General features: G+C 72.0%; 20 protein-coding genes. 15 read left to right on the top strand and 5 right to left on the bottom strand.

Translation table 11 applies throughout. From position 1 onward, the window contains the following. Window positions 1–5 precede the first annotated feature (5 nt). The 5 genes from ACFWHU_RS08445 (at window position 6) to ACFWHU_RS08425 (ending at window position 6,628) form a co-directional block, all read left to right on the top strand. On the top strand, window positions 6–839 hold the full coding sequence (locus ACFWHU_RS08445; RefSeq protein ID WP_387224401.1) for a hypothetical protein: 834 nt from the start codon (window positions 6–8) through the stop codon (window positions 837–839). A 217-nt stretch (window positions 840–1,056) separates the two neighbouring features. Further along, a complete protein-coding gene (locus tag ACFWHU_RS08440; RefSeq protein WP_385795177.1) occupies window positions 1,057–1,902 on the top strand; it encodes a DegV family protein in 846 nt (281 codons plus the stop codon). A gap of 539 nt (window positions 1,903–2,441) precedes the next feature. Then, complete coding sequence (locus tag ACFWHU_RS08435; RefSeq protein WP_385795174.1) at window positions 2,442–3,176, top strand: helix-hairpin-helix domain-containing protein; 735 nt, start codon at window positions 2,442–2,444, stop codon at window positions 3,174–3,176. Continuing rightward, a complete protein-coding gene (locus tag ACFWHU_RS08430) occupies window positions 3,173–5,686 on the top strand; it encodes a ComEC/Rec2 family competence protein (RefSeq protein ID WP_387224400.1) in 2,514 nt (837 codons plus the stop codon). Before ACFWHU_RS08435 ends, ACFWHU_RS08430 begins: the two co-directional genes overlap by 4 nt. A gap of 96 nt (window positions 5,687–5,782) precedes the next feature. Further along, entirely contained in the window at window positions 5,783–6,628 is an 846-nt protein-coding gene (locus tag ACFWHU_RS08425) for an arylamine N-acetyltransferase (RefSeq protein ID WP_387224399.1), read from the top strand. Window positions 6,629–6,906: 278 nt separating this feature from the next. Here ACFWHU_RS08425 and ACFWHU_RS08420 read toward each other — a convergent pair whose 3' ends face one another. Further along, window positions 6,907–7,161: a hypothetical protein gene (locus tag ACFWHU_RS08420; protein WP_385795165.1), complete on the bottom strand. Its 255-nt coding sequence runs from the start codon at window positions 7,159–7,161 to the stop codon at window positions 6,907–6,909. Between the two features lie 69 nt (window positions 7,162–7,230). Between ACFWHU_RS08420 and holA the strand changes: the two genes are divergently transcribed. Next, entirely contained in the window at window positions 7,231–8,217 is a 987-nt protein-coding gene (holA, locus tag ACFWHU_RS08415) for a DNA polymerase III subunit delta (RefSeq protein ID WP_385795162.1), read from the top strand. 214 nt (window positions 8,218–8,431) lie between these two features. Here the strand turns inward: holA and rpsT are convergent, their stop codons facing one another. Continuing rightward, entirely contained in the window at window positions 8,432–8,698 is a 267-nt protein-coding gene (rpsT, locus tag ACFWHU_RS08410; RefSeq protein WP_078077403.1) for a 30S ribosomal protein S20, read from the bottom strand. A gap of 201 nt (window positions 8,699–8,899) precedes the next feature. On the opposite strand from rpsT, the gene lepA reads away from it, so the two are divergent. Further along, window positions 8,900–10,765 carry a translation elongation factor 4 gene (gene lepA, locus ACFWHU_RS08405; RefSeq protein WP_078077404.1) on the top strand — a complete coding sequence of 622 codons (1,866 nt, stop codon included), beginning with the start codon at window positions 8,900–8,902 and terminating at the stop codon, window positions 10,763–10,765. Window positions 10,766–11,016: 251 nt separating this feature from the next. Continuing rightward, window positions 11,017–12,906, top strand: a complete 1,890-nt coding sequence (locus ACFWHU_RS08400) for an AMP-dependent synthetase/ligase (protein ID WP_387224398.1) — start codon at window positions 11,017–11,019, stop codon at window positions 12,904–12,906. Between the two features lie 51 nt (window positions 12,907–12,957). On the opposite strand, the gene ACFWHU_RS08395 is transcribed toward ACFWHU_RS08400, so the two are convergent. Then, on the bottom strand, window positions 12,958–13,626 hold the full coding sequence (locus ACFWHU_RS08395; protein WP_385795154.1) for a two-component system response regulator: 669 nt from the start codon (window positions 13,624–13,626) through the stop codon (window positions 12,958–12,960). Window positions 13,627–13,865: 239 nt separating this feature from the next. Between ACFWHU_RS08395 and ACFWHU_RS08390 the strand changes: the two genes are divergently transcribed. Both ACFWHU_RS08390 and hemW read left to right on the top strand, forming a co-directional pair. Then, complete coding sequence (locus ACFWHU_RS08390) at window positions 13,866–16,043, top strand: SpoIIE family protein phosphatase (protein WP_385795151.1); 2,178 nt, start codon at window positions 13,866–13,868, stop codon at window positions 16,041–16,043. A 40-nt stretch (window positions 16,044–16,083) separates the two neighbouring features. Then, the gene (hemW, locus tag ACFWHU_RS08385; RefSeq protein ID WP_387224397.1) at window positions 16,084–17,316 is read left to right on the top strand and encodes a radical SAM family heme chaperone HemW; all 1,233 of its coding nucleotides are present in this window, start codon (window positions 16,084–16,086) and stop codon (window positions 17,314–17,316) included. 471 nt (window positions 17,317–17,787) lie between these two features. Here the strand turns inward: hemW and ACFWHU_RS08380 are convergent, their stop codons facing one another. After that, window positions 17,788–18,612, bottom strand: coding sequence for a DUF3097 domain-containing protein (locus ACFWHU_RS08380; RefSeq protein ID WP_387224396.1), 825 nt, complete (start codon window positions 18,610–18,612; stop codon window positions 17,788–17,790). 55 nt (window positions 18,613–18,667) lie between these two features. Next, on the bottom strand, window positions 18,668–19,387 hold the full coding sequence (locus ACFWHU_RS08375) for an MBL fold metallo-hydrolase (protein WP_387224395.1): 720 nt from the start codon (window positions 19,385–19,387) through the stop codon (window positions 18,668–18,670). A 165-nt stretch (window positions 19,388–19,552) separates the two neighbouring features. Between ACFWHU_RS08375 and hrcA the strand changes: the two genes are divergently transcribed. The 5 genes from hrcA to ACFWHU_RS08350 all read left to right on the top strand — a co-directional run bounded on the left by hrcA (window position 19,553) and on the right by ACFWHU_RS08350 (window position 24,139). Further along, a complete protein-coding gene (gene hrcA / locus ACFWHU_RS08370; RefSeq protein WP_385795340.1) occupies window positions 19,553–20,569 on the top strand; it encodes a heat-inducible transcriptional repressor HrcA in 1,017 nt (338 codons plus the stop codon). Then, entirely contained in the window at window positions 20,570–21,703 is a 1,134-nt protein-coding gene (gene dnaJ / locus ACFWHU_RS08365; RefSeq protein WP_078077411.1) for a molecular chaperone DnaJ, read from the top strand. It abuts the gene before it with no gap. Between the two features lie 166 nt (window positions 21,704–21,869). Further along, on the top strand, window positions 21,870–22,943 hold the full coding sequence (locus tag ACFWHU_RS08360) for a nitronate monooxygenase (protein WP_387224394.1): 1,074 nt from the start codon (window positions 21,870–21,872) through the stop codon (window positions 22,941–22,943). Next, a complete protein-coding gene (locus ACFWHU_RS08355; protein WP_387224393.1) occupies window positions 22,940–23,680 on the top strand; it encodes a 16S rRNA (uracil(1498)-N(3))-methyltransferase in 741 nt (246 codons plus the stop codon). Before ACFWHU_RS08360 ends, ACFWHU_RS08355 begins: the two co-directional genes overlap by 4 nt. A gap of 99 nt (window positions 23,681–23,779) precedes the next feature. Continuing rightward, window positions 23,780–24,139, top strand: coding sequence for a histidine triad nucleotide-binding protein (locus ACFWHU_RS08350; protein WP_385795135.1), 360 nt, complete (start codon window positions 23,780–23,782; stop codon window positions 24,137–24,139). The last annotated feature ends 3 nt before the right edge of the window (window positions 24,140–24,142 follow it).

Genomic DNA, 24,142 nt, shown 5'->3' with positions numbered 1-24,142 from the left:
CCACCATGGAGGCCGTGCTTTTGATCGTGGCGCTGCTCTTTGTCGCATTCGTGGCCTTGGGCGTGTTCGTGAGCGTCAAGGCGGTCCGCGCGGCGAAGCGAGGCGTGGACCGTACGATCACGCAGGCCCGCCGGACGGTCGAGGACACCACCCTGAGAGCCAAGAGCCTCGGGCAGACCGGGGTCACCGCCGAGCTGGCCCAGCTCCGGCTCTCGCTGCGCACGTCCATGCGCGCCACCCAGGAGGCGCTCCGGGCGAACGAGGCGGAGGACGCCTCGCTGTCGGAGTCGCTGAACCTCTTCCAGCGGCTGAGTGTGTACGGGCGCGAGCTGGACGACGAGCTCAGGCGGCTGGAGCGGGACCCGGACCGGGCGACGCTCTCGCAGCGCCTCCCCGAGCTGCGGGACCGTACGGAACGGATCACGAAGTCCGCCGACTCGCTGCGGTGGGCGGCCAGGGACCGGGCGCGGAAGTTCTCCGAGGACGAGCTGACGCTCCTGAGCGAACAGATCGACGTCGAGTCGGGCGCGCTGCGGCACTGGACCGCGGTGGAACCGGATTCGCGGCCGAACGCCCAGACGGGCCAGGCGCGACCGCAGCCGATGGAGTGGCCGGAGCCGGAGGCGTCCGCCCCGGAGTCCGCGAGCGGGCCGGAGCGGGCGGGACAGCGCGGCGGGCGTACGGCGCGACCGGAGGGCGTGGAGCCCACGCTCGCCGACCAGACATGGCCCGAGCCGCCCCCGGCCGCCGAAGGGCCGCAGGCGATCGATCCGCCGGACCCCCGGCAGACGACCTATCCATGGCAGGAGAAGTCGGCGCGGCCGGAGACGACCAACTGACCGCTCCGTGTCGGTCCTGCGCCGACGGACGGTGATTGCCGGTGTTCCGACGGGGCACACGCATGGCGGGTGGCGGGCCGTCAGAGGTATGGACCCGCCGAGATCAAGAACGTGGAAGCAAGGAAGAGGGCGGAAGCCGATGGGGACCTCTTCGAATTCGCTCGGCGAGGCGGGGCCGGGCTCCCGACCGGTGGTCGCGGCGGGTAACCTCCCGCTCATGTCCCGCCATGTCGCGATCGTCACCGATTCAACGGCCTACCTGCCGCCGCAGGCGATGGAACGCCATGGCATCACCGCGGTGCCGCTGACCGTGGTGCTGGGCGACCGGGCACTCGAAGAGGGCACCGAGATCTCCGCCAGATCGCTCGCCCTCGCGCTCCAGAAACGGCGCTCCGTGACCACCTCGCGGCCGAGCCCCGAGGTATTCGCCGCCGCCTACCGGGCCGCCGCAGAGGCCGGTGCGACGGGCATCGTCTCGCTGCATCTGTCGGCGGAGTTCTCCGGCACGTACGACGCCGCGGTCCTCGCCGCACGCGAGGCGCCCGTGCCGGTACGGGTCGTGGACACCGGCATGGTGGCGATGGCCCTCGGCTTCTGCGCCCTGGCGGCGGCCGAGACGGCGGAGTCGGACGGCTCGCTGGACGAGGCGGTGGCTGCGGCCGAGAAGCGGGCCGCGGGGACGTACGCGTACTTCTACGTCGACACGCTCGACTACCTGCGGCGCGGCGGTCGTATCGGCGCCGCGCAGGCGCTGTTCGGCTCGGCGCTCGCCGTGAAGCCGCTGCTCCAACTGGACGGCGGCCGGATCGAGTTGCTGGAGAAGGTACGTACGGCGTCGAAGGCGATCGCGCGCCTTGAGGAGATCGTCGCGGACCGGGCCGGTACCGGTCAGGTCGATATCGCGGTCCACCATCTCGCGGCGCCCGAACGGGCCGCGGCCCTCGCCGACCGGCTGCGGGAGCGGGTGCCGGGCCTCGCCGAGCTGCATGTGAGCGAGGTGGGCGCGGTGATCGGGGCGCACACCGGGCCGGGGCTGTTGGGGGCTGTGGTCTCACCGCGCTGAGGTGGGGCGGTTGTGGTGGGCGTGGCCGGGGTGGTTGCGGTGGGGGCGCGGAAGCACTCGTTCGAGTGGCCGAGTTATCCACAACTGGTGAGTTATCCACGGTAATTCGACCTCTTCGGCGGGATCGGGCGGGAGTGCCTACCGTCTGGGACATGACTCTCCGATCACACACCGTGACCAGCGGCCCAGGCCGGTCCTCGACGTCCGACGGCCGCGTTCGCCGTTCCTCCTCCGCGCCGCGCCCGCGCCATCGGCGCGCGGGGACGGCTGCGGCGCCCGCCGCGTTGCGCCGCCGCGCCGATGCCCTGTTCGCCGTCACATCGGGCACTGCGACGCCCGCAGCCGGTGGGCTCGCCGACGCGGGTGCGGCGCGCACTGCCGCGACGGTGGGCGCGAGCCCACCACCAACTCCGCTGCCGGCCCCGCCATTGGCTCCGGCTCCGGTACCGGCCCCGGCATCGGCCGCAGTTTCGGCTCCGCCGCCAACTCCGGCCGGGGCGGCGGTCGGTGGCGCCGGCGGTGGCACGTCGCCGCCGGGGGTGGGGGAGCCGCCGGGCGGGCGGCGTGAGCGGGCATGGCTCGCCGTGCGGGACCGGCTGCCGGTGTGGGTGCAGCTCAGATGCGGGCTGGAGCCCAAGACCCTGGCCGCGCTCACGGTGGTGCTGGTGGTCGCCGCAGTCCTGGCGGCCCAGCACTTCTGGTCCGGCAGGCCCCAGCCGGTCAGCGCGCCGGAGACGGTCCGCGAAGAGGTGGCCGCGACCGGCTCCGCGCGCGAGCCGGAACCGTCGCCAGGGGCACCGCCACCCGCCGCCGAGGCGTCACCGGCCAAGCGTGTGGTGATCGATGTCAGTGGCAAGGTGCGCAGTCCCGGCGTCCACCGGCTGCCCGCCGGGTCGCGGGTCACCGACGCGCTCCGGGCCGCCGGGGGAGTCAAGCCCGGCGCCGATCTGACCGGGCTCAACCGGGCGCGTGTGCTGGTGGACGGCGAACAGGTGGTCGTGGGCGGCCCCGCGCCACCCGGACAGGTCGCGCCGGGCGGGGGAGCCGCCGGGCCGGGCGTCGGCGGCGCGGGTCCCGGCGGGGCGCCGGTGAGTCTCAGCACGGCCACCGTGGAACAGCTCGACACACTGCCCGGCGTCGGGCCGGTGCTCGCGCAGCACATCATCGACTACCGCACCCAGCACGGCGGATACCGGTCCGTGGACGAGCTGCGCGAGGTGAACGGGATCGGCGAACGCCGGTTCGCCGACATCGAGCCCCGTGTACGGCCGTGACCCGCGCGGCCGTACACGCCGCCGCGGGGCATCTGGGTGCCGCGGACCCCCGCCAGGAGGGCCCGGCCGATCTGCGGCTGGTTCCGCCCGCGCTGGCCGCCTGGGCCGCCGCGGCCCTGGCGACGGGCGCGCCGGGTGACCTGACCGCCGGCGCGGTGCTGGCCGGGCTGGCCCTGGCGGGCCTGCTGCTGGTGCGGGCGGCCCTCGTGCCGACGCGGCGGGGGCGCCGGGCGCGTGCCGGGCCGAGGGGCCCGCGGCGGCGGGTGAACGGTGTCGCGGTCGCCGCCGTGCTGCTCTGCGCCTCGGCGGGGGCGGGATCCGCCTGGCTGCACGGCGCCGACCGGCACCGAGGCCCGGTTCCGGGACTGGCCGAGCGGTACGCGCACGTCACCGTGGACCTGACGGTCACCTCCGACCCGCGCCCCACCAGACCGAGGGTCCGGGGCGACACTCTCTCGGCGGCCGGTCTCGTCCTGGACGCGGACCTCACGCGCGTGACATCAACGGACGGAGCCGTCACCACCCTCCGTACGCCTGTGCTCGTCTTCGCCCAGGCCGGGGCCGGGGGAGGAGCCGATGCGTGGCAGCGGCTGCTGCCGTCCACCGGGCTCAGGCTGGCCGGGCGGCTCGCGCCGCCGACGGAGGGGGACGAGCGGTACGCGGCGGTGCTGCGGGTGGAGGGGAGCGGGCCGCCGCGGGTCGTACGCCCGCCGACCGGTCCGCAACGCACGGCCGGGGATCTGCGCGCGGGGCTGCGGGAGGCGACGGAAGGGCTTCCGCCGGACGCCCGGGCCCTGCTGCCCGGACTGGTCGTCGGGGACACCTCCCGTATCCCGCCCGAGCTGCACGACGCGTTCACGGCGACCGACCTCTCCCATCTGCTCGCCGTCTCCGGAAGCAATCTGACGATCGTCCTCGCCCTGCTCATCGGGCCTCCGGGGCTCGCCCTGAGGGCCGAGCGGCGCGGACTCGCCCCACGGCTGGGAATCTCGCTACGGTCGACCGCCGTCTTCGGCGGGGCGCTCACGCTCGCCTTCGTGGTGGTCTGCCGGCCGGAGCCGAGCGTGCTGCGGGCGGCGGCCTGCGGAGTGATCACCCTGCTCGCCATCGGCACCGGCCGGCGCAGAACGCTGATCCCGGCGCTGGCCGCCGCCGTACTGCTCCTCGTGCTCTGGGACCCGGCCCTGGCACGCAGTTTCGGCTTCGTGCTGTCCGTGTTCGCCACGGGCGCGCTGCTCACCATCGGGCCGCGCTGGAGCGCTGCGATGCAGCGGCGCGGCGTGCCGCCCCGGCTCGCCGAGGTCCTGGCGGCGGCCGCGTCGGCGCAGGCCGTGTGCGCACCGGTGGTGGCGGTGTTCGCCGCGCGGGTCAGCCTCGTCGCGATCCCCTGCAACCTGTTCGCCGAACTGGCCGTGGCGCCCGCGACGGTGCTCGGATTCGCGGCGCTCGCCACGGCGCCGGTGGCGATGCCGGTGGCCGAGCTGCTGGCCCGGTGCGCGGGCTGGCCCGTCGGATGGATCGCCTCCGTCGCCCGCACCGGGGCGGCGCTGCCGGGAGCCGAGGCCGAGTGGCCCGGCGGCTGGCGGGGCGGGGCGCTGCTCGCGGTCATCACCGTCCTCGTCGTGTGCGCGGTACGGCGGATACGCGGCCCATGGGTCGCCGCCGGCTGCGCGGTGCTCCTGCTGCTGGCGGTCCTGCGGCCGGCTCCCTTCACCCGGATGGTCACCGGCTGGCCGCCGCCGGGCTGGGCGGTGGCGATGTGCGACGTCGGCCAGGGCGACACGATGGTGCTCGCGGCCGGTGAGGGCGCCGGTGTGGTCGTGGACGCAGGTCCCGATCCCAAGCTGGCCGACCGCTGTCTGCGGGACCTCGGGATCACCCGCGTACCGCTGCTCGTGGTCAGCCACTTCCATGCCGACCATGTCACCGGGCTGCCCGGGGTGCTGCGTGGCAGGACGGTCGGTGCCATCCAGACGACGACCCTTCAGGAGCCATGGGAACAGAGCGCGTTCGTGCGGCGGACGGCGGAGGCCGCGGACATTCCGCTGGTGCGTGCGACACCGGGGGAGCGGCGCCGGGTCGGGCCGCTCGACTGGCGGGTGCTGTGGCCGAGGGCGGGGCCGGGGCTCGGCGCGGGCGGGCCGAACGACGCCAGCGTCACCCTGTTCGTCCGGACGGCGGGCGGTACGACGCTGCTGCTGCTCGGCGATCTCGAACCGCCCGCCCAGCAGGGCCTGTCGAGGGACCATCCGACGCTGCCGCCGGTGGATGTGCTGAAGGTCGCCCACCACGGTTCGGCCTTCCAGGACCCCGGACTGCTGCGTACGGTGCGGCCCCGGCTGGCCCTGATCTCCTGCGGCAGGGACAACCCGTACGGCCATCCGTCGCCGCACACGGTGGGTGCGCTGCGGGCCGGGGGAGCGGTGGTGATGCGTACCGACACCGACGGCGCCGTCGCGGTGACGGGTACGGGGAAGGGGCTGCGGGCCGTGGCACGCGGGCCGGGGTGACCGGGCCGAGATCAGTGCCGGTCGCACCGTCCCGGGCGTTCGGACCAGGACGAACGACGCATGGTGGGAAGGGGGCCGCCGGGCCAGACTGAGGACATGGACACGTCTCGGACCATCTCCGACTATCTGCGCCGGATCGGCGCCGACCGGCCCGCCGAACCGGACGCCGTGGCACTGCGGGATCTACAGGTACGGCATCTGCGGACCGTGCCGTTCGAGAATCTGTCCGTGCATCTGGGCGAGGAGATCCTCCTTGAGGATGCGGCGCTGGCCGCCAAGGTCGTGGACAGGAGGAGGGGAGGTTTCTGCTACGAACTCAACGGCGCCTTCGCGGTGTTGCTGCGTGGGCTCGGCTTCCGGGTGACGCTCCTTCAGGCCCGCGTCTTCACGGCGGACGGGAGTCTGGGGATCCCGTACGACCACATGACGCTCCTTGTCGAGACGCCCGCTCCGACCGGATCGGGACGCGAGGTGGACCGGTGGTTCGCCGACGTGGGCTTCGGGAATCACAGCGCCCACCCGCTGGCTCTCGACGAGCGCGGTGACCAGGAGGACCCGGCCGGTACGTTCCGGATCGTGGCGGGCCCGGACGGGGACCTCGACGTCGTGCGGGACGGCAAGCCGCAGTTCCGGGTCGACCAACGGCCACGCGCGCTGGCCGACTTCACCGCCGGTGCCTGGTACCACCGGACGTCGCCGGACTCCCATTTCACCAGGTCGCTGGTCTGCTCCCGGAACACCGACGACGGCCGGATCACGCTCACCGGCAGCACGCTCATCACCACCGTGGCCGGCGAGCGGAACGAGCGGCCGCTGGAAGGGGACGCCGAGATCCTGGCCGCCTACCGGGAGCACTTCGGGCTGGAGCTCGACCGGGTGCCGCGGGTCAGGACAGGCGAGAGAAGGGAGGGACGTAGCTGGACGTCCGGTACCTGCGGGTAGCTGACCGACCAAGCCCCTGTCCGGAACAGGACGCGCTCCAGGCCGGCGTCTGGTTGTCGAGCAACCGGTGGCCGAGCGCGTGGGCGATGTCCTCGAGACGGCGCCGCTTCGCGGCTGTGACATGGCCCTCGGGGATCAGCTCGACGCGCGCTCGGCCGTCGAACCGTGCGCGTATCTCGTCGTCCTTCACCTGACTCCACTTCCGGGAAGTTCCGCGTGGGCGACCGGCCGCCGCGCGCCGCGATCGTCGCACGCGCCCGGGTCTCCTCCTGGGCCTCTCACCCCTGGGCCGGAGCTTCGAGCCACCCCTCGTACTCGGCGGCGAAGGCGTCCAGTGCCGTGGGATCGAGGCGGGCCCGCGCGTCCTCGATCACGACCAGCCACTGCGCGTCCTCGGCGTCGTCCTCGCCGGCCAGGGCGTCCCGTACGAGCTGGGGCTCCTCCAGCACGCCGAAGCGGTCGGCGAGTTCGCCCGCGACCTCCTCGGCGGCGTCGCGGTCGGGCAGCACCAGTACATGTCGAACATCGCTCACCCGGCCATTCTCCCGTACGACGGGCGGTGGTCCGGGCGGTGTCGGTGGGCCGTGCGATGCTGGACCGCGATGGCCACCAGGAAGACTTCCCCCGACGATCCGCTCGCCCCTCTCACGCTCGCCGTGGGCCAGGAGGACCTGCTGCTGGACCGCGCCGTCCAGCAGGTCGTGGCGGCAGCCCGCGCCGCCGACCCGGACACGGACGTGCGCGACCTCCCCTCCGACCAGCTCCATCCGGGCACCCTCGCCGAGCTGACGAGCCCGTCGCTGTTCGCGGAGCGCAAGGTCGTCGTCGTACGGAACGCGCACGATCTCTCGGCGGACACGATCAAGGACGTCAAGGCGTACCTCGACGCACCGGCCGAGGAGATCACGCTCGTCCTGCTGCACGCGGGCGGGCCCAAGGGCAAGGCGCTCCTGGACGCGGCCCGCAAGGCCGGCGCCCGTGAGGTCCTCTGCGCGAAGACGACCAAGCCCGCCGAGCGGCTGGGCTTCGTGCGGTCGGAGTTCCGCGCGCTGGGGCGCTCGGCCACGCCCGAGGCGTGCCAGGCGCTGGTCGACTCGATCGGCAGCGATCTGCGGGAGCTGGCGAGCGCGGTGTCCCAGCTCGTCGCCGATGTCGAAGGCCCGATCGACGACGCCGTCGTCGCCCGCTACTACACGGGCCGCGCCGAGGCCTCCAGCTTCACCGTCGCCGACCGGGCCGTGGAGGGCCGCGCGGCCGACGCGCTCGAAGCGCTGCGCTGGTCGCTGTCGACCGGTGTCGCGCCCGTACTGATCACCAGCGCCCTCGCGCAGGGCGTGCGCGCCATCGGGAAGCTGTCGTCGGCGCGGGGCGGCCGGCCCGCGGACCTCGCCCGTGAGCTGGGCATGCCGCCGTGGAAGATCGACAGGGTGCGCCAGCAGATGCGGGGCTGGACCCCGGACGCGGTGGCGACGGCGCTGCGCGCGGTCGCGGAGGCCGACGAAGGCGTCAAGGGCGGCGGCGCCGACCCCGAGTACGCGCTGGAGAAGGCGGTCGTCACCATCGCCCGCGCGGCCCGCGCCGGCCGCTAGCGGCTCTCCGGTCGGCAACGGCGACCGAGGACGGACCCGCATGCCGAAGGCCCCGGTACGCCGTACCGGGGCCTTCGTCGTCAAACCTGGTTGGATCCGCACCCGCGTGGCGAACGCAGTCGTGTGCGAATCCGAAAGACACCGGTCAGGAGCGGTAGAGAGGGCCCGCTGAGTCCGTTCCGGCGGTTGGAATCAAGAGTGAGCAGACAGTCGCTCAGCCCTGCAGGGCGGCAACCTTGGACGCCAGCGCCGACTTCTTGTTGGCGGCGGCGTTCTTGTGGATGACACCCTTCGAGGCAGCCTTGTCGAGCTTGCGCGACGCCTCGCGGACGGCCACGTTGGCCGCCTCGACGTCACCGGCGACGACGGCCTCGCGGGCCTTGCGGATCGCGGTCTTGAGCGACGACTTGACGGCCTTGTTGCGCAGGCGCGCCTTCTCGTTGGTCTTGTTCCGCTTGATCTGGGACTTGATGTTCGCCACGAAATGCCTTTTCAGGTTCGATGATCTTTGAATGAGCGCCCGTGCCGAGACGGCAGCAGACACAGCCGCCCACGCTACCAGTCACCGTCCGACCGGCCCAAACCGGGCGCAGCCCCGTACCCGTGGGACGATGGAGCCTACGTATCGATCCGATGTCGACCCGAGACGAGACGCCGCGCGTCTCAAGAATCAGGACCCTGCGTGCCCGCGACCCCTACCCACGTGCCCGAGCCGAGCCGTACGGACCCGGCGCTGCTCCGTAATTTCTGCATCATCGCGCACATCGACCACGGCAAGTCGACGCTCGCCGACCGGATGCTCCAGCTGACCGGAGTGGTCGACCAGCGGCAGATGCGCGCTCAGTATCTCGACCGGATGGACATCGAGCGCGAGCGCGGCATCACGATCAAGTCCCAGGCGGTCCGGCTGCCGTGGGCCCCCAACGAGGGTCCGGACCAGGGAACGACCCATGTCCTGAACATGATCGACACTCCGGGCCACGTGGACTTCACCTACGAGGTCTCCCGCTCGCTCGCCGCCTGCGAGGGCACGGTCCTGCTGGTGGACGCCGCCCAGGGCATCGAGGCGCAGACCCTCGCCAACCTCTATCTGGCGATGGAGAACGACCTCACCATCGTCCCGGTGCTCAACAAGATCGACCTGCCGGCCGCCCAGCCCGAGAAGTTCTCGGAGGAGCTGGCGAACCTGATCGGCTGCCAGCCCGAGGACGTCCTCAAGGTCTCCGCGAAGACCGGCGTCGGCGTGGACGTGCTGCTCGACCGGGTGGTCAAGGACGTGCCCCCGCCGGTCGGCGTCGCGGACGCCCCGGCGCGCGCGATGATCTTCGACTCGGTGTACGACTCCTACCGGGGCGTCGTCACCTACGTACGTGTCATCGACGGCCAGCTCAACAAGCGCGAGCGCATCCGGATGATGTCGACCGGCGCCACGCACGAGCTGCTGGAGATCGGTGTCTCGTCACCCGAGATGACCCCGGCCGACGGCATCGGGGTCGGCGAGGTCGGCTACCTCATCACCGGCGTGAAGGACGTACGGCAGTCCAAGGTCGGTGACACGATCACGTCCCTCAACAAGGGCGCGACCGAGGCGCTGGGCGGCTACAAGGACCCCAAGCCGATGGTGTTCTCCGGCCTCTATCCGCTGGACGGCTCGGACTACCCCGAGTTGCGCGACGCCCTCGACAAGCTCCAGCTCAACGACGCGGCGCTGGTCTACGAGCCGGAGACCTCCGCGGCTCTCGGCTTCGGCTTCCGCGTCGGCTTCCTCGGGCTGCTGCACCTCGACGTGATCCGGGAGCGGCTGGAGCGTGAGTTCAACCTCGACCTGATCGCGACCGCGCCGAACGTGGTCTACCGGGTGGAGATGGAGGACGGCAAGGAGCACATCGTCACCAACCCGAGCGAGTTCCCCGAGGGGAAGATCGACTCGGTGCACGAGCCCGTCGTGCGGGCCACGATCCTGGCGCCGAGCGAGTTCATCGGCTCGATCATGGAGCTGTGCCAGACCCGCCGCGGCACGCTCCTCGGCATGGACTACCTCTCCGCCGACCGGGTCGAGATCCGCTACACCCTCCCGCTCGCCGAGATCGTCTTCGACTTCTTCGATCAGTTGAAGTCCAAGACCCGCGGTTACGCGTCGCTGGACTACGAGCCCACCGGCGAGCAGAGCGCCCAGCTCGTCAAGGTCGACATCCTGCTGCACGGCGACAAGGTCGACGCCTTCTCCGCCATCACGCACCGGGACCAGGCGTACGCGTACGGCGTACGGCTCGTCGCCAAGCTCAGGGAACTCATCCCGCGCCAGGCCTTCGAGGTGCCCATCCAGGCGGCCATCGGCTCCCGGGTCATCGCCCGCGAGACGATCCGCGCCATCCGTAAGGACGTTCTCGCCAAGTGCTACGGCGGTGACATCTCCCGGAAGCGCAAGCTGCTGGAGAAGCAGAAGGAGGGCAAGAAGCGGATGAAGATGGTCGGCAGTGTGGAGGTCCCGCAGGAGGCCTTCATCGCGGTGCTCTCCAGCGACGAGTCGTCGAGCAAGAAGAAGTGACCGAAGGTGTGACCCGAAAGCAGTGACCGGGAAGCGACGACCGGAAGTGACTCGCGAGTAGGACCGGTCGGGCCCGTGCGCTCAGGCGCCCGGGCCCGACCGGCGTTCACAGGTCCGGTTCGTTATGAAGCGGCTGCACGCGTCCTCTTACGCACCGGGCGGGTGCACTCTAGTCTGATCACTGCTCGATGGTTACTCACCAGTTAAACAACAAACCAGTCGCGCAAGCTTTGCGGGGCCCGGAGGACGTCGTGAGCGACACAAAGACCTTGATCGAGAACAGGCCGCCGTCGGTGGCGGCCCTTTTCATTGAGCGCGTGGCGGCAACGCCGGACGCCGAGGCCTACCGCTATCCCGTTCCCCCCGTCTCGGGCCAGGGTCCCGACGACTGGAAATCCCTGAGCTGGGGCCAGGCCGCGGTGCGCGTGTACGCGATGGCGGCCGGTCTGATCGCGCTCGGTGTACGGGCCGAGGAGCGCGTCGCGCTCGCCGCCGCCACGCGGGTCGAGTGGATCCTCGCCGACCTCGGGGTGATGTGCGCGGGCGCCGCGACCACGACGGTCTACCCCTCGACGAACGCCGAGGAGTGCGCGTACATCCTCGCCGACTCCGAGAGTCGCGTCCTCATCGCCGAGGACGCCGCCCAGCTCGCCAAGGCGCGCGAGCGCATGGCCGAGCTGCCGAACCTCGCGCATGTCGTGGTGATCGAGACGGCCGACGCGAAGCCCGCCGAGGGTGACCCGGACGGCTGGGTGATCTCGCTCGCCGAGCTGGAGGAGCGCGGCACGAAGTACCTGGAGCAGCACCCCGAGGTCGTCAAGGAGCGGGTCGGCGCGATCACGGCCGAGCAGCTCGCCACCCTCATCTACACCTCGGGCACCACGGGCCGACCCAAGGGCGTGCGGCTGCCGCACGACAACTGGTCGTACATGGCGAAGGCCATCGCGGCCACCGGGCTCGTCACCAAGGACGACGTGCAGTACCTCTGGCTGCCGCTCGCGCACGTCTTCGGCAAGGTGCTCACCTCCGGCCAGATCGAGGTCGGTCATGTCACCGCCGTCGACGGGCGCGTCGACAAGATCATCGAGAATCTGCCGGTGGTGCGGCCGACCTACATGGCGGCGGTGCCCCGCATCTTCGAGAAGGTCTACAACGGGGTCGCGGCCAAGGCACGCGCGGGCGGCGCCGCGAAGTACAAGATCTTCCAGTGGGCCGCGGGTGTCTCGCGCGAGTACGCGAAGGTCAGCCAGGACAACTTCCGCCACACCGGCACCGCTTCGGTGCCCTTCGCGCTCGGCGCCAAGCACACCGTCGCCGACAAGCTCGTCTTCTCCAAGCTCCGCGAGGCGTTCGGCGGACAGCTGCGCGCCGCGGTCTCCGGATCCGCCGCGCTCGCGCCCGACATCGGCTTCTTCTTCGCCGGCGCCGGGATCCACATCCTGGAGGGCTACGGCCTGACGGAGTCGAGCGCCGCGAGCTTCGTCAACCCGGGCGAGGCCTACCGCACCGGCACCGTCGGCAAGCCGCTGCCCGGCACCGAGGTCCGCATCGCCGACGACGGCGAGATCATGCTGCGCGGCCCCGGCATCATGGACGGCTACCACGGGCTGCCCGAGAAGACCGCCGAAGTCCTCGAATCCGACGGCTGGTTCCACACCGGCGACATCGGCGAGCTGTCGGTCGACGGCTATCTGCGGATCACCGACCGCAAGAAGGACCTGATCAAGACCTCCGGCGGCAAGTACATCGCGCCGGCCGAGGTCGAGGGCCAGTTCAAGGCGGTGTGCCCGTACGTCTCCAACATCCTGGTGCACGGCGCCGACCGTAACTTCTGCACCGCGCTCATCTCGCTGGACGAGGCCGCTCTGCTCGGCTGGGCGGCCTCGAACGGCATGGAGGGCGCGTCGTACGCCGACGTCGTCGCCTCACCGCGGACCCAGGAGCTCGTCGAGGGCTATGTGAAGGAGCTCAACGAGGGGCTTCAGCGCTGGCAGACGATCAGGAAGTTCCGGCTGCTGCCGCGCGACCTGGACATCGAGCACGGCGAGCTGACGCCGAGCCTGAAGCTCAAGCGGCCCGTCGTGGAGCGGGAGTACAAGCACCTGCTGGACGAGATGTACGCGGGAGCGCGGGAGGCGTAGAGGCGTCTACGCGTCGTACATGAGTACGTGGGCGGGGCTGTCGGCCGGGAACTACGGCTGAGAGCTCCGTCCGCGTCGTAATTCCCGCAGTATGTTGTCCAGCCCGGCCACATGGCCGCGCAGCGCCGTCAGCTCACCGGGGCCGCGCAGGGTGGTCGCGTCGCCGTCACCGTCGTCCGTACCGATGTCGCCGGGGCCCGCATCGCCGAGCATGGACCCGATCGCGGAGAGCCGGTGGGCCATCTCGGCGAGCTGTACGTGATCCCGTGCGAGCAGGGCCTCCAACTGCCGGTTCTTACTGTGCAGTTCGAGGAAGACGTTCACCTTGGCGCGCAGCACCCACGGGTCGAACGGCTTCGGGATGAAGTCGGCGGCCCCCGTCGAGTAGCCTCGGAACGTGAACCCGCTGTCGGGATCGCTCCCGGTCAGAAAGATGATCGGGACGTCCTTGGCCTGATCGAGGCGCTTGATGCCGGCGGCGGTGTCGAAACCGTCCATGCCCGGCATCCGGACGTCCAGCAGGACCAGGGCGAACCGCTCGCGGCGCAGGGCCCGTATCGCCTCCTCGCCCGAACGGGCTCGTACCAGCGGCACGTTGAGCGATGCCAGCACCGCTTCGAGGGCGAGAAGATTCTCCTCCATGTCGTCGACGAGGAGGATGCCCGCGCGGTCGGTGACCGGTGTGTCGGCGGGCGGTTCGGTGGGTATCGGGTTGCTCATCGTGGGTGGCGTCCGAGTAGGTGATGGCCGGGTGCGGGGAATCCGGGTGCGTGGTGTGTCGAGGGTACGGCGATCGAGAAGTGGCGTCCGAGCTCCGTTCTTCGTTCACTTCTTCGCCCATTTTCGATGACTCGACGCTTATGGGCACGCTCAGTCTGTCACTCTGTCCGGGTGGTAAGCGGCGCAACGAAAGAAACAACCAGGAGCCGCACGTGGGGCCTATAGGGGACTGTTGGAACGTGGACGATCCGGAAGTACTGAATCCGGCTCGGAGCCGGGCGTTCCGGAACGACGAGCGACGCACGGCACGCACCAGCCTGCCGGGGAACCCGCTCGCCCCGTCCGCCGCGCGCCGTTTCGTGCGCGCGGCGCTCGCCGAGTGGACCAGCCTCGGGCTGCTCACCACCTGTGCCCTGTGCCAGGGCGACGAGGCGTGCCCACCGGGCCGGCACAGCACCGACGGGCTGGCCGACGACGCGGTGCTGATCGTCGACGAACTGGTCACCAACGCCGTCGTCCACGCGGGCACCAACGTGGAACTGCTCTGCCGTCTCGAAGCACCGGGGGAGCCGGACGGCGAAAGACCCGACGACGGTTCCGAGACCGGGGCCGAGTCCGGCGACGACACGGCGGCCGAGCCGGAGCCCGCCGCGCTCGTCATCGAGGTGTCCGACCACCACCCCGCCCGCTCCGTACGCAGCGACGCGCACGGCCCGGCGGGCGGCGGCTCCCCCGAGTACGGCCGGGGCCTCCAGCTCATCGCCGCCCTCGCGGAACGCTGGGGCATCACCTACCGCACCGGCCTCAAGACCGTCTGGGCCCGCCTCCCGCTCGACGGGCCGACCGCCGAAGCCCCGGCGGGTAGCGGCGCCGACGGAGCCGCGGGAGTCAACGGAGTCGTCGGCGAACCCGCCCTCCGGCGCGGCCTGCGCGCCGCCGAGATCCTCGCCCCCGCACCGCGCGGAACGGCGCGCGAGGACCCGGACTGGATCAGCCGGGGCGCCCTCTCCTTCCTCGCCGAAGCCTCCGACCTGCTGGCCGGACAGCTCGACGAGGACCTGGTCGCCGCCCTCGCCGGACAACTGCTCGTGCCCCGCCTCGCCGACTGGTGCGCCATCTGGCTCGACGGCGAGGGCGAAGGCCACGGCAGGGCGGGCGCCGCACCGCGACTCGCCCGTGTCTGGCACGCCGACGAGTCCCGCATCGAGACCCTGCGCGCCCTCCTGGAGAAGGAGCCGCCACGGCTGCTCGACTCCCCGCGAGTCCAGGACGCAACGGACTCGGGCCCCGGGCGGAACGTTCCTGTACCCGTCCCCTGGCCCGGCTCGGGCCAGACCGGCGCGCACGACGGCGCCGCCGTCTCCTGCCGGCTCGTCGCCAACGGCCGCCCCCTCGGCACCCTGGTCCTCGGACGGCGCCGCCTCGCCCGGATGCCCGACGAAGTGATCGCGCTCATCGAGGACTTCGCCCGCCGGGTCGGCCTCGCGATCGGCGCCGCCCGCCGCTACACCCGGCAGGCCACCATCAGCCGGATCCTGCAACGCGGTCTGCTGCCCACCCAGGTCGCCCGGATCCCGGGCGTCGAGAGCCACCTCGTCTACGAGCCCGCCGACGACGGTGTGGTCGGCGGCGACTTCTACGACGTCTTCCCCGCGCCGCCCGGCGGACGCTGGTGCTTCATGCTCGGCGATGTCCAGGGCAGCGGCCCCGAGGCCGCCGTCGTCACCGGCCTGGCCCGGCCCTGGCTGCGGCTCCTCGCCCGCGAGGGGTACGGCGTCGGCGAAGTCCTCGACCGGCTCAACCGGCTCCTGCTGGACGACGCCATGGAAGCCGCCGAGGCCGCAGCCCTGATGGTCGCCGTCGCCGGCGGACAGGACCTCTCCGGCGGCGAGAGCGGTCTCCCCGGCCTCAGCGACCTGGGCCCGCTCGAAGACATCCGCGACATCGGCAAGAGCCTCGACGACGGCCGGGGCGGCGGACTCGCCGACGGCGGCCAGTCCCGCTTCCTGTCCCTCCTCTACGGCCAGCTGGAGCCGCTCCCCGGCACCGGCGGCGGCGCCCGCTGCACCCTCGCGAGCGCCGGCCACCCCCTGCCGCTGCTGCTGCGGCCCGACGGGACGGTACGGGTGGCGGCCGAGCCGCAACTGCTCCTCGGGGTCGACGAGCACGTCGCCTACGAGAGCCTCAGCTTCGACCTGGAGTCCGGGGACACGCTCCTGTGCGTCACCGACGGCGTCACCGAGCGCCGCTCGGGGCGGCTGCTCCTGGACGATGACGACGGCCTCGCCGCGATCCTGGCGGGCTGTACGGGACTGAGCGCGCAGGGCGTTGCCGAGCGGATCAGACGCGCGGTGCACGACTTCGACCCGAGCCCGCCCTCGGACGACCTGGCGATGCTGGTGCTGCGCGCGGTGTAGGGCGCGCCGGCGCACCTGCGACATGCGGGACACTGGGGGCATGCCTTCCGCCCTGCCCGACGGTGACCCCATGCCCGAGTCCGGCGCGCTGCCCCCGCACGCCCTCCAGGGCGCGGCGGACCGGCCGCTCGGGTTCTACCTGCACGTGCCGTACTGCGCCACCCGCTGCGGCTACTGCGACTTCAACACCTACACGGCGACCGAGCTGCGAGGCTCGGGCGGCGTACTGGCCTCCCGCGACAACTACGCCGACACCCTGACCGACGAGGTCCGGCTCGCCCGGAAGGTACTCGGCGACGACCCCAGGCCCGTCCGTACGGTCTTCGTCGGCGGCGGTACGCCCACGCTGCTGGCCGCGTCCGACCTCGTACGGATGCTGGGCGTCGTACGCGAGGAGTTCGGCCTCGCCGACGACGCCGAGATCACCACCGAGGCGAACCCGGAGTCCGTCGACCCGGCGTACCTCGCGGAGCTGCGCGAAGGCGGCTTCAACCGGATCTCCTTCGGCATGCAGAGCGCCAGGCAGCACGTCCTGAAGGTCCTCGACCGCACCCACACCCCCGGGCGGCCCGAGGCGTGCGTGGCAGAGGCCCGCGCGGCCGGGTTCGACCATGTGAACCTCGACCTGATCTACGGCACCCCCGGCGAGAGCGACGACGACTGGCGCGCCTCGCTCGCGGCGGCGGTGGGCGCCGGGCCGGACCACATCTCGGCGTACGCGCTGATCGTCGAGGAGGGCACGGGGCTCGCCCGGCGCATCCGGCGCGGCGAGATTCCCATGACCGACGACGACGAGCACGCCGACCGCTATCTGATCGCGGACGAGACGCTGGGGGCGGCCGGGTTCTCCTGGTACGAGGTGTCCAACTGGGCCACCACCGACGCCGGGCGCTGCCTGCACAACGAGCTGTACTGGCGCGGCGCGGACTGGTGGGGCGCGGGGCCGGGCGCCCACAGCCATGTCGGCGGGGTGCGGTGGTGGAACGTGAAGCACCCCGGCGCGTACGCGGCGGCGCTGGCGGAGGGGCGGTCGCCGGGCGCGGGCCGGGAGGTCCTCACGGCGGAGGACCGGCGCGTCGAGCGGATCCTGCTGGAGCTGCGGCTGTCGGACGGCGTGGAACTGTCACTGCTGCGGCCTGCCGGGCTGGCGGCGGCGGGGCGGGCGCTGTCCGAGGGTCTGCTGGAGGCGGGGCCGTACGGGGAGGGGCGCGCGGTGCTGACGCTGCGGGGGCGGTTGCTGGCGGATGCGGTGGTGCGGGGGCTGGTGGATTGAGGGTGCCCCTGCGGGCCGTTGTGGCCTCAATCGCCGGCCGGGCTGGGGGTGGTGCGGTTGTCGGTCGTGGGCGGGGTTCGGGGTCTCCGGAGGGGTGTGTCCGGACGGCGTGATTTACGGCGCGTGCAAGGTTCGTTGGACCCGCTGACCCGGCTTGTTCACGCGCCACAAATCAGCCTGAGTGTCCGAACACACCCCTCCTGCGACCCCGCCCCCCTCACGCCGGCGACCGCAACGGTCGGCGACCGCCGTCCCCCTCCCGCGGGATGGAAGGGGACGCGCAGGGGGCGTGGCCGGACACTTGGGCTGATTTGTGGCGCGTGGGAAACCTGGTCTCCCTCGGTCCAACGAGCCTTGGACGCGGCGTAAATCACGCCGTCCGGGCATGACCCCGGAGCGGCCCACGGCCACAACCGCACCAAACAAGCCCGTCCGGCGATTGAGGACAACCCGGCCACCGGGCGGAACCGGTCAATCGAGCCCCGGCTCCGTGACGAAGTCGATCAGCTCCTCCACGCGCCCCAGCAACTCCGGCTCCAGGTCCCTGTACGACCGCACCGAGCCCAGGATCCGCTGCCACGCCGCACCGGTGTTTTCCGGCCAGCCCAGCTCGCGGCACACCCCCGTCTTCCAGTCCTGGCCCCGAGGGATCGTCGGCCACGCCGGGATGCCGACCGACGACGGCTTCACCGCCTGCCAGACGTCGATGTACGGGTGGCCCACGATCAGGACGTCGTCCCCCGTGACCTGCTCGGCCAGGCGGGACTCCTTGGAGCCCGGCACCAGATGGTCGACCAGTACACCGAGGCGCGCGTCCGCCGCCGGGGCGAACTCCGCGACGATCGCCGGGAGATCGTCGATGCCCTCCAGGTACTCCACGACCACGCCCTCGATCCGCAGGTCGTCGCCCCAGACCCGCTCGACCAGCTCCGCGTCGTGCCGCCCCTCGACGTAGATGCGCCCCGCACGGGCCACACGGGCGCGCGCGCCCGGGACGGCGACCGAGCCGGAGGCCGTTCGGGTGGGGCGGACGGGACCGCCGGCGGTGGGGCGGACCAGGGTGACGACCCGGCCTTCGAGCATGAACCCCCGCTCCACCAGCGGGAACACCCGGTGTTTGCCGAATCGGTCCTCCAGCGTGACCGTCGGCCCCTCGGCGGTCTTCTCGCAGCGGATCACCGCGCCGCAGAAGCCCGTCGACACCTCCTCGACCACCAGATCCGGTTCGGCGGGCACCTCGGGCGCCAGCTTCGAACGCTTCCAGGGCGGGGTCAGATCGGGGCTGTAGCTGCGCATCCGCCGACGATATCGGGGCCCGCGCCACGCCGTGAAGGAACGCGCGGCCGGCCGGCTACGTCGTGCCGAAACGCGCCGCCAGTGCGTCCCGCTGCGCTCGTACGAACGCCGCGTCGACGGTCGCGCCGTGGCCGGGAACGTACAGCGCGTCCTCGCCGCCCAGTGCCAGCAGCCGGTCCAGCGCGGCCGGCCAGCGTGCCGGGATCGCGTCGTGGCCGGCCTGCGGTTCGCCCGATTCCTCGACCAGGTCGCCGCAGAAGACGACCTCGCGGTCGCCGGGGACGAGCAGCGCGAGATCGTGCCCGGAGTGCCCCGGCCCGACATTGGCGAGAAGTACCTGCCGCCCTCCGAGATCGAGCGTCGACTCGCCGGACACCGCGTGCTGCGGCGCGACCAGTACGTCCACGGCCTCGGTGGCGTCGGCGACGGACACCCCGTGCCGTACGGCGGAGCCGCGCAGGCTCTCGCGGTCGCGCAGCAGCAGCTCCGCCAGGCCGACCGCGCCGTACACCCGCGCACCGGAGAAGGCCGCGGTCCCGAGGACATGGTCGAAGTGGGGATGGCTGAGCACGATGTGCGTGACGCGCCGGCCGCTCAGCGCCTGCGCCTGCGCGCGGATCTCGGCGCCCTCACGGAGCGTCGAGCCCGTGTCGTACAGAAGTACGGCGTCCTCACCCACGACGAGGCCGACCGTCGCATCCCAGCCAGGGAGTCTGCGTCTGCCGACTCCCTCGGAGATCCGTTCCCAGCCGTGCTCTTCCCAACGGACGTTCATACGGCGACGCTATCGGTGGGGACGGCGGTGCCGCGCGCGGTAGCGTGACCGGCCGGCCTTGCTAGGGGCGTACCTCACGGCCGTACACTGGCCCGGGGAATGCTGGCACTCCAATGCGCCGAGTGCCAAGCCGGATCCGAGGAACCAGAGCTGGAGGTGTGCGCGATGCTGAGCGAACGCAGGCTTGAGGTGCTGCGCGCCATCGTCCAGGACTATGTCGGCACCGAGGAGCCCGTCGGCTCCAAGGCGCTGACCGAGCGGCACAAGCTCGGTGTCTCCCCGGCCACTGTCCGTAACGACATGGCCGTCCTGGAGGACGAGGGCTTCATCGCCCAGCCCCACACGAGTGCGGGGCGTATTCCGACGGACAAGGGCTACCGGCTCTTCGTCGACCGGCTGGCGGGCGTCAAGCCCCTGTCGGCGCCGGAGCGCAGGGCCATCCAGAACTTTCTCGACAGCGCCGTCGATCTGGACGACGTGGTGGGCCGTACGGTGCGGCTGCTCGCGCAGCTGACCCGGCAGGTCGCGGTCGTGCAGTACCCCTCGCTGACCCGCTCGACGGTGCGGCACGTGGAACTGCTCTCGCTGGCCCCCGCGCGGCTGATGCTCGTCCTGATCACCGACACCGGCCGGGTCGAGCAGCGCATGATCGACTGCCCGGTGCCGTTCGGCGACACGTCGCTGGCGGACCTGCGGGCCCGGCTCAACGCCCGGGTCGTCGGCCGCCGGTTCTCGGACGTGCCGCTGCTGGTGCAGGAGCTGCCCGAGTCCTTCGACCTGGAGGACCGGGGCACGGTGACCACGGTCCTGGCGACGCTGCTGGAGACGCTGGTCGAGGAGACGGAGGAGCGGCTGGTGATCGGCGGCACCGCCAATCTGACCCGCTTCGGGCACGACTTCCCCCTGACGATCCGGCCGGTGCTGGAAGCACTTGAGGAGCAGGTCGTGCTCCTCAGGCTGCTCGGCGAGGCCGAGGACTCGGGCATGACCGTACGAATCGGGCACGAGAACGCCTACGAGGGCCTCAACTCCACGTCCGTCGTCGCGGTCGGCTACGGTTCGGGCGACGAGGCAGTCGCCAAACTCGGCGTGGTCGGACCGACCCGCATGGACTACCCCGGAACGATGGGAGCGGTACGCGCAGTGGCACGTTACGTCGGACAGATCCTGGCGGAGTCGTAAGTGGCCACGGACTACTACGCCGTACTCGGCGTACGCCGCGACGCATCACAGGACGAGATCAAGAAGGCATTCCGCAGGCTCGCCCGCGAGCTGCACCCGGATGTCAATCCCGATCCCAAGACGCAGGAGCGCTTCAAGGAGATCAACGCCGCCTACGAGGTGTTGTCGGACCCGCAGAAGAAGCAGGTCTACGACCTCGGCGGCGACCCGCTCTCGCAGGCGGGCGGTGGCGCGGGCGGATTCGGGGCCGGTGGCTTCGGCAACTTCTCCGACATCATGGACGCGTTCTTCGGGACGTCGCAGCAGCGTGGCCCGAGGTCGCGGACGCGGCGCGGCCAGGACGCGATGATCCGGCTGGAGATCGACCTCAACGAGGCGGCCTTCGGCACCACCAAGGACATCCAGGTCGACACGGCGGTCGTCTGTACGACCTGCTCGGGCGAGGGCGCCGCACCGGGCACCTCCGCGCAGACCTGTGACATGTGCCGCGGTCGCGGCGAGGTCTCGCAGGTCACGCGGTCCTTCCTGGGCCAGGTCATGACATCGCGGCCGTGCCCGCAGTGCCAGGGCTTCGGCACGGTCGTGCCGACCCCCTGCCCCGAGTGCGCCGGCGACGGCCGCATCCGCTCGCGCCGCACGCTCACGGTCAAGATCCCGGCGGGCGTCGACAACGGCACCCGCATCCAGCTCTCCGGTGAGGGCGAGGTCGGACCCGGCGGTGGCCCGGCGGGCGATCTGTACGTCGAGATCCACGAGTCGCCGCACGCGGTGTTCCAGCGCCGCGGTGACGATCTGCACTGCACGGTGACCATCCCGATGACGGCGGCGGCGCTGGGCACGCAGTGTCCGCTGGAGACACTGGACGGCGTCGAGGACATCGACGTCCGGCCGGGCACCCAGTCGGGCCAGTCGATCCCGCTCCACGGCCGCGGCATCACGCATCTGCGTGGCGGCGGCCGGGGCGACCTGATCGTCCATGTCGAGGTCATGACCCCGTCGAAACTCGACCCGGAGCAGGAGCGTTTGCTGCGAGAGCTGTCGAAGCTCAGGGGCGAGGAACGGCCCACCGGCCAGTTTCAACCGGGTCAACAGGGGCTTTTCTCAAGGCTGAAGGACGCGTTCAACGGCCGTTAGGGCCCGGTCCGGGCGAATCGGCGGGCGTTCTGTACTCGATCGCCGGACGGGCCGCGTATGCGGTCCGTCCGGCGATCGGCTTCAGGCGCGACCCGAGGGCCGCGCGCCGTCACGACGATCGCGGTCCCCATTCGGCACCTCACCGGGGACATGGCACGATGCGTGCATGTCCTCCGTGTTGACCGACATCTGCCGGTATCCGATCGTGCAGGCCCCCATGGCCGGCGGCGCGTCCTGCCCGCAGTTGGTCGCGGCCGTCGGTGACGCCGGAGGGCTCGGCTTCCTCGCCGCCGGGTACAAGACCGCCGACGGTATGTACCAGGAGGTCAAACAGCTCCGGGGACTCAGCGGCAGCGCGTTCGGGATCAACCTGTTCATGCCGCAGCCGCACCACGACGACCACGCCGCCGTGGAGGTCTACCGCGATCAGCTCGCCGGTGAGGCGACCTGGTACGAGACCCCCCTCGGCGATCCCGAGGCGGGCCGTGACGACGGGTACGAGGCCAAGCTCGCGATACTGCTCGACGATCCCGTCCCGGTCGTGTCGTTCACCTTCGGCTGCCCCACGCCCACCACGCTCGACGCCTTCACCCGCGTCGGCACCCTCACCGTCGTCACGGTGACCACGCCCGAGGAGGCCCAGACCGCCGAGTGGTCCGGCGCCGACGTCGTCTGCGTCCAGGGCATCGAGGCCGGCGGCCACCAGGGCACGCACCGCGACGACCCCGCCACCGACGGCGCGGGCATCGGACTGCTGTCGCTCGTCACGCAGGTACGGAACTCCGTACGGCTGCCGGTCATCGCGGCCGGCGGGCTCATGCGTGGCGGCCAGATCGCCGCCGTACTCGCCGCCGGCGCCGACGCCGCCCAGTTCGGCACCGCCTTCCTCGTCTGCCCGGAGTCCGGCGCCCACGCCCTCCACAAGCGGGCCATGACCGACCCGCTGTTCACGCGGACCGAACTCACCCGCGCCTTCTCCGGCCGGCCCGCGCGCGGCCTCGTCAACCGCTTCATGCGCGAGCACGGCCCCTACGCCCCGCCCGCGTACCCCGCGGTGCACCACCTCACCGCCGGGCTGCGCAAGGCCGCCGCCAAGGTCGGCGACCCCCAGGGCATGGCCCTGTGGGCCGGCCAGGGCCACCGGATGGCCCGCGATCTGCCCGCCGGGCAGCTCGTCGAGGTCCTCGCCGACGAACTCGAGTCCGTCCGCGCCTCGTTGACCCCGGGAAACCCTTCATGACCGCACCTGTCTTCGTCGTCGACACCGCCGGGACCCTGCGGCCCGGCACCGTCACGCTGGACGGCCCCGAGGGCCGCCACGCGGTCTCCGTGAGGAGGCTGCGCGTCGGGGAGGAGGTCGTCCTGACCGACGGCGCCGGCACCGGCGCCCACGGGACGGTCGCGGCCGTCCACGGCAAGGACCGGCTGGACGTGGCCGTCACCGGCGTACGGACCGAGGACGAGCCCGTACCGCGCATCACCGTCGTACAGGCCCTGCCCAAGGGCGACCGCGGCGAACTGTCCGTCGAGACGATGACCGAGACCGGCGTCGACGCGATCGTGCCCTGGCAGGCCGCGCGCTGCATCACCCAGTGGAAGGGCGAGCGGGGCGCCAAGGCCCTGGCCAAGTGGCGCGCCACCGCCCGCGAGGCGGGCAAGCAGTCCCGCAGGCTGCGCTTCCCCGAGGTCGCGGAGGCGATGTCCTCCAAAGAGGTCGCGGCGCTCCTGCGGACCGCCGACTTCGCCGCCGTCCTGCACGAGGACGGCAGCGAACCGCTGGCCACCGCCGAACTCCCGGACGCCGGAAGCATCGTGCTGGTCGTCGGACCCGAGGGCGGCGTCTCCCCGGACGAGTTGGCGCTGTTCGCGAACGCCGGGGCCGCCCCGTACCGGCTCGGGCGCACCGTACTGCGCACGTCCACCGCCGGCACGGCTGCCTGCGCGCTGCTCCTGGGCCGCACGGGCCGCTGGTCCTGATCGCCGGGCGGACACCCTCCGCGCCGGCGGGCGGATAGCATGCCTCAGTACGGAAGCGACCAGGGACGACCGGCCGACCGACGCGAGGAGACCCGGACCATGGCGGGAGAACGACAGGCCGACTGCCTGTTCTGCAAGATCGTCGCCGGGGAGGTGCCCGCCACCGTCGTACGTGAGACGGACACCACCGTGGCCTTCAGGGACATCAACCCGCAGGCCCCCACCCATGTACTGGTGATCCCCAAGGTCCACTACCCGGACGCGGCGGCGCTCGCCGCCGCCGAGCCGCAGATCGCCGCCGACATACTGCGCGAGTCCGCCGAGGTCGCCGCCGAGGACAAGACCGTCGGCACCGGCTACCGGATCGTCTTCAACACCGGCAGCGGCGCCGGCCAGACCGTCTTCCACGCGCACGCCCACGTACTGGGCGGACGCGGCCTCAACTGGCCCCCCGGGTAGGCG

This window comes from Streptomyces sp. NPDC060366 (genome assembly GCF_042725135.1).
Lineage (GTDB): Bacteria > Actinomycetota > Actinomycetes > Streptomycetales > Streptomycetaceae > Streptomyces.
This window is presented reverse-complemented; position numbering and strand designations above follow the sequence as displayed.

Excerpts from the sequence above, each read along its gene's own strand:
- ACFWHU_RS08445 (WP_387224401.1), top strand. The coding sequence starts at position 6 with ATGGAGGCCGTGCTTTTGATCGTGGCGCTGCTCTTTGTCGCATTCGTG.
- ACFWHU_RS08440 (WP_385795177.1), top strand. The coding sequence starts at position 1,057 with ATGTCCCGCCATGTCGCGATCGTCACCGATTCAACGGCCTACCTGCCG.
- ACFWHU_RS08425 (WP_387224399.1), top strand. The coding sequence starts at position 5,783 with ATGGACACGTCTCGGACCATCTCCGACTATCTGCGCCGGATCGGCGCC.
- holA (WP_385795162.1), top strand. The coding sequence starts at position 7,231 with ATGGCCACCAGGAAGACTTCCCCCGACGATCCGCTCGCCCCTCTCACG.
- ACFWHU_RS08395 (WP_385795154.1), bottom strand. The coding sequence starts at position 13,626 with ATGAGCAACCCGATACCCACCGAACCGCCCGCCGACACACCGGTCACC.
- hemW (WP_387224397.1), top strand. The coding sequence starts at position 16,084 with ATGCCTTCCGCCCTGCCCGACGGTGACCCCATGCCCGAGTCCGGCGCG.
- ACFWHU_RS08380 (WP_387224396.1), bottom strand. The coding sequence starts at position 18,612 with ATGCGCAGCTACAGCCCCGATCTGACCCCGCCCTGGAAGCGTTCGAAG.
- ACFWHU_RS08375 (WP_387224395.1), bottom strand. The coding sequence starts at position 19,387 with ATGAACGTCCGTTGGGAAGAGCACGGCTGGGAACGGATCTCCGAGGGA.
- hrcA (WP_385795340.1), top strand. The coding sequence starts at position 19,553 with ATGCTGAGCGAACGCAGGCTTGAGGTGCTGCGCGCCATCGTCCAGGAC.
- ACFWHU_RS08360 (WP_387224394.1), top strand. The coding sequence starts at position 21,870 with ATGTCCTCCGTGTTGACCGACATCTGCCGGTATCCGATCGTGCAGGCC.
- ACFWHU_RS08355 (WP_387224393.1), top strand. The coding sequence starts at position 22,940 with ATGACCGCACCTGTCTTCGTCGTCGACACCGCCGGGACCCTGCGGCCC.
- ACFWHU_RS08350 (WP_385795135.1), top strand. The coding sequence starts at position 23,780 with ATGGCGGGAGAACGACAGGCCGACTGCCTGTTCTGCAAGATCGTCGCC.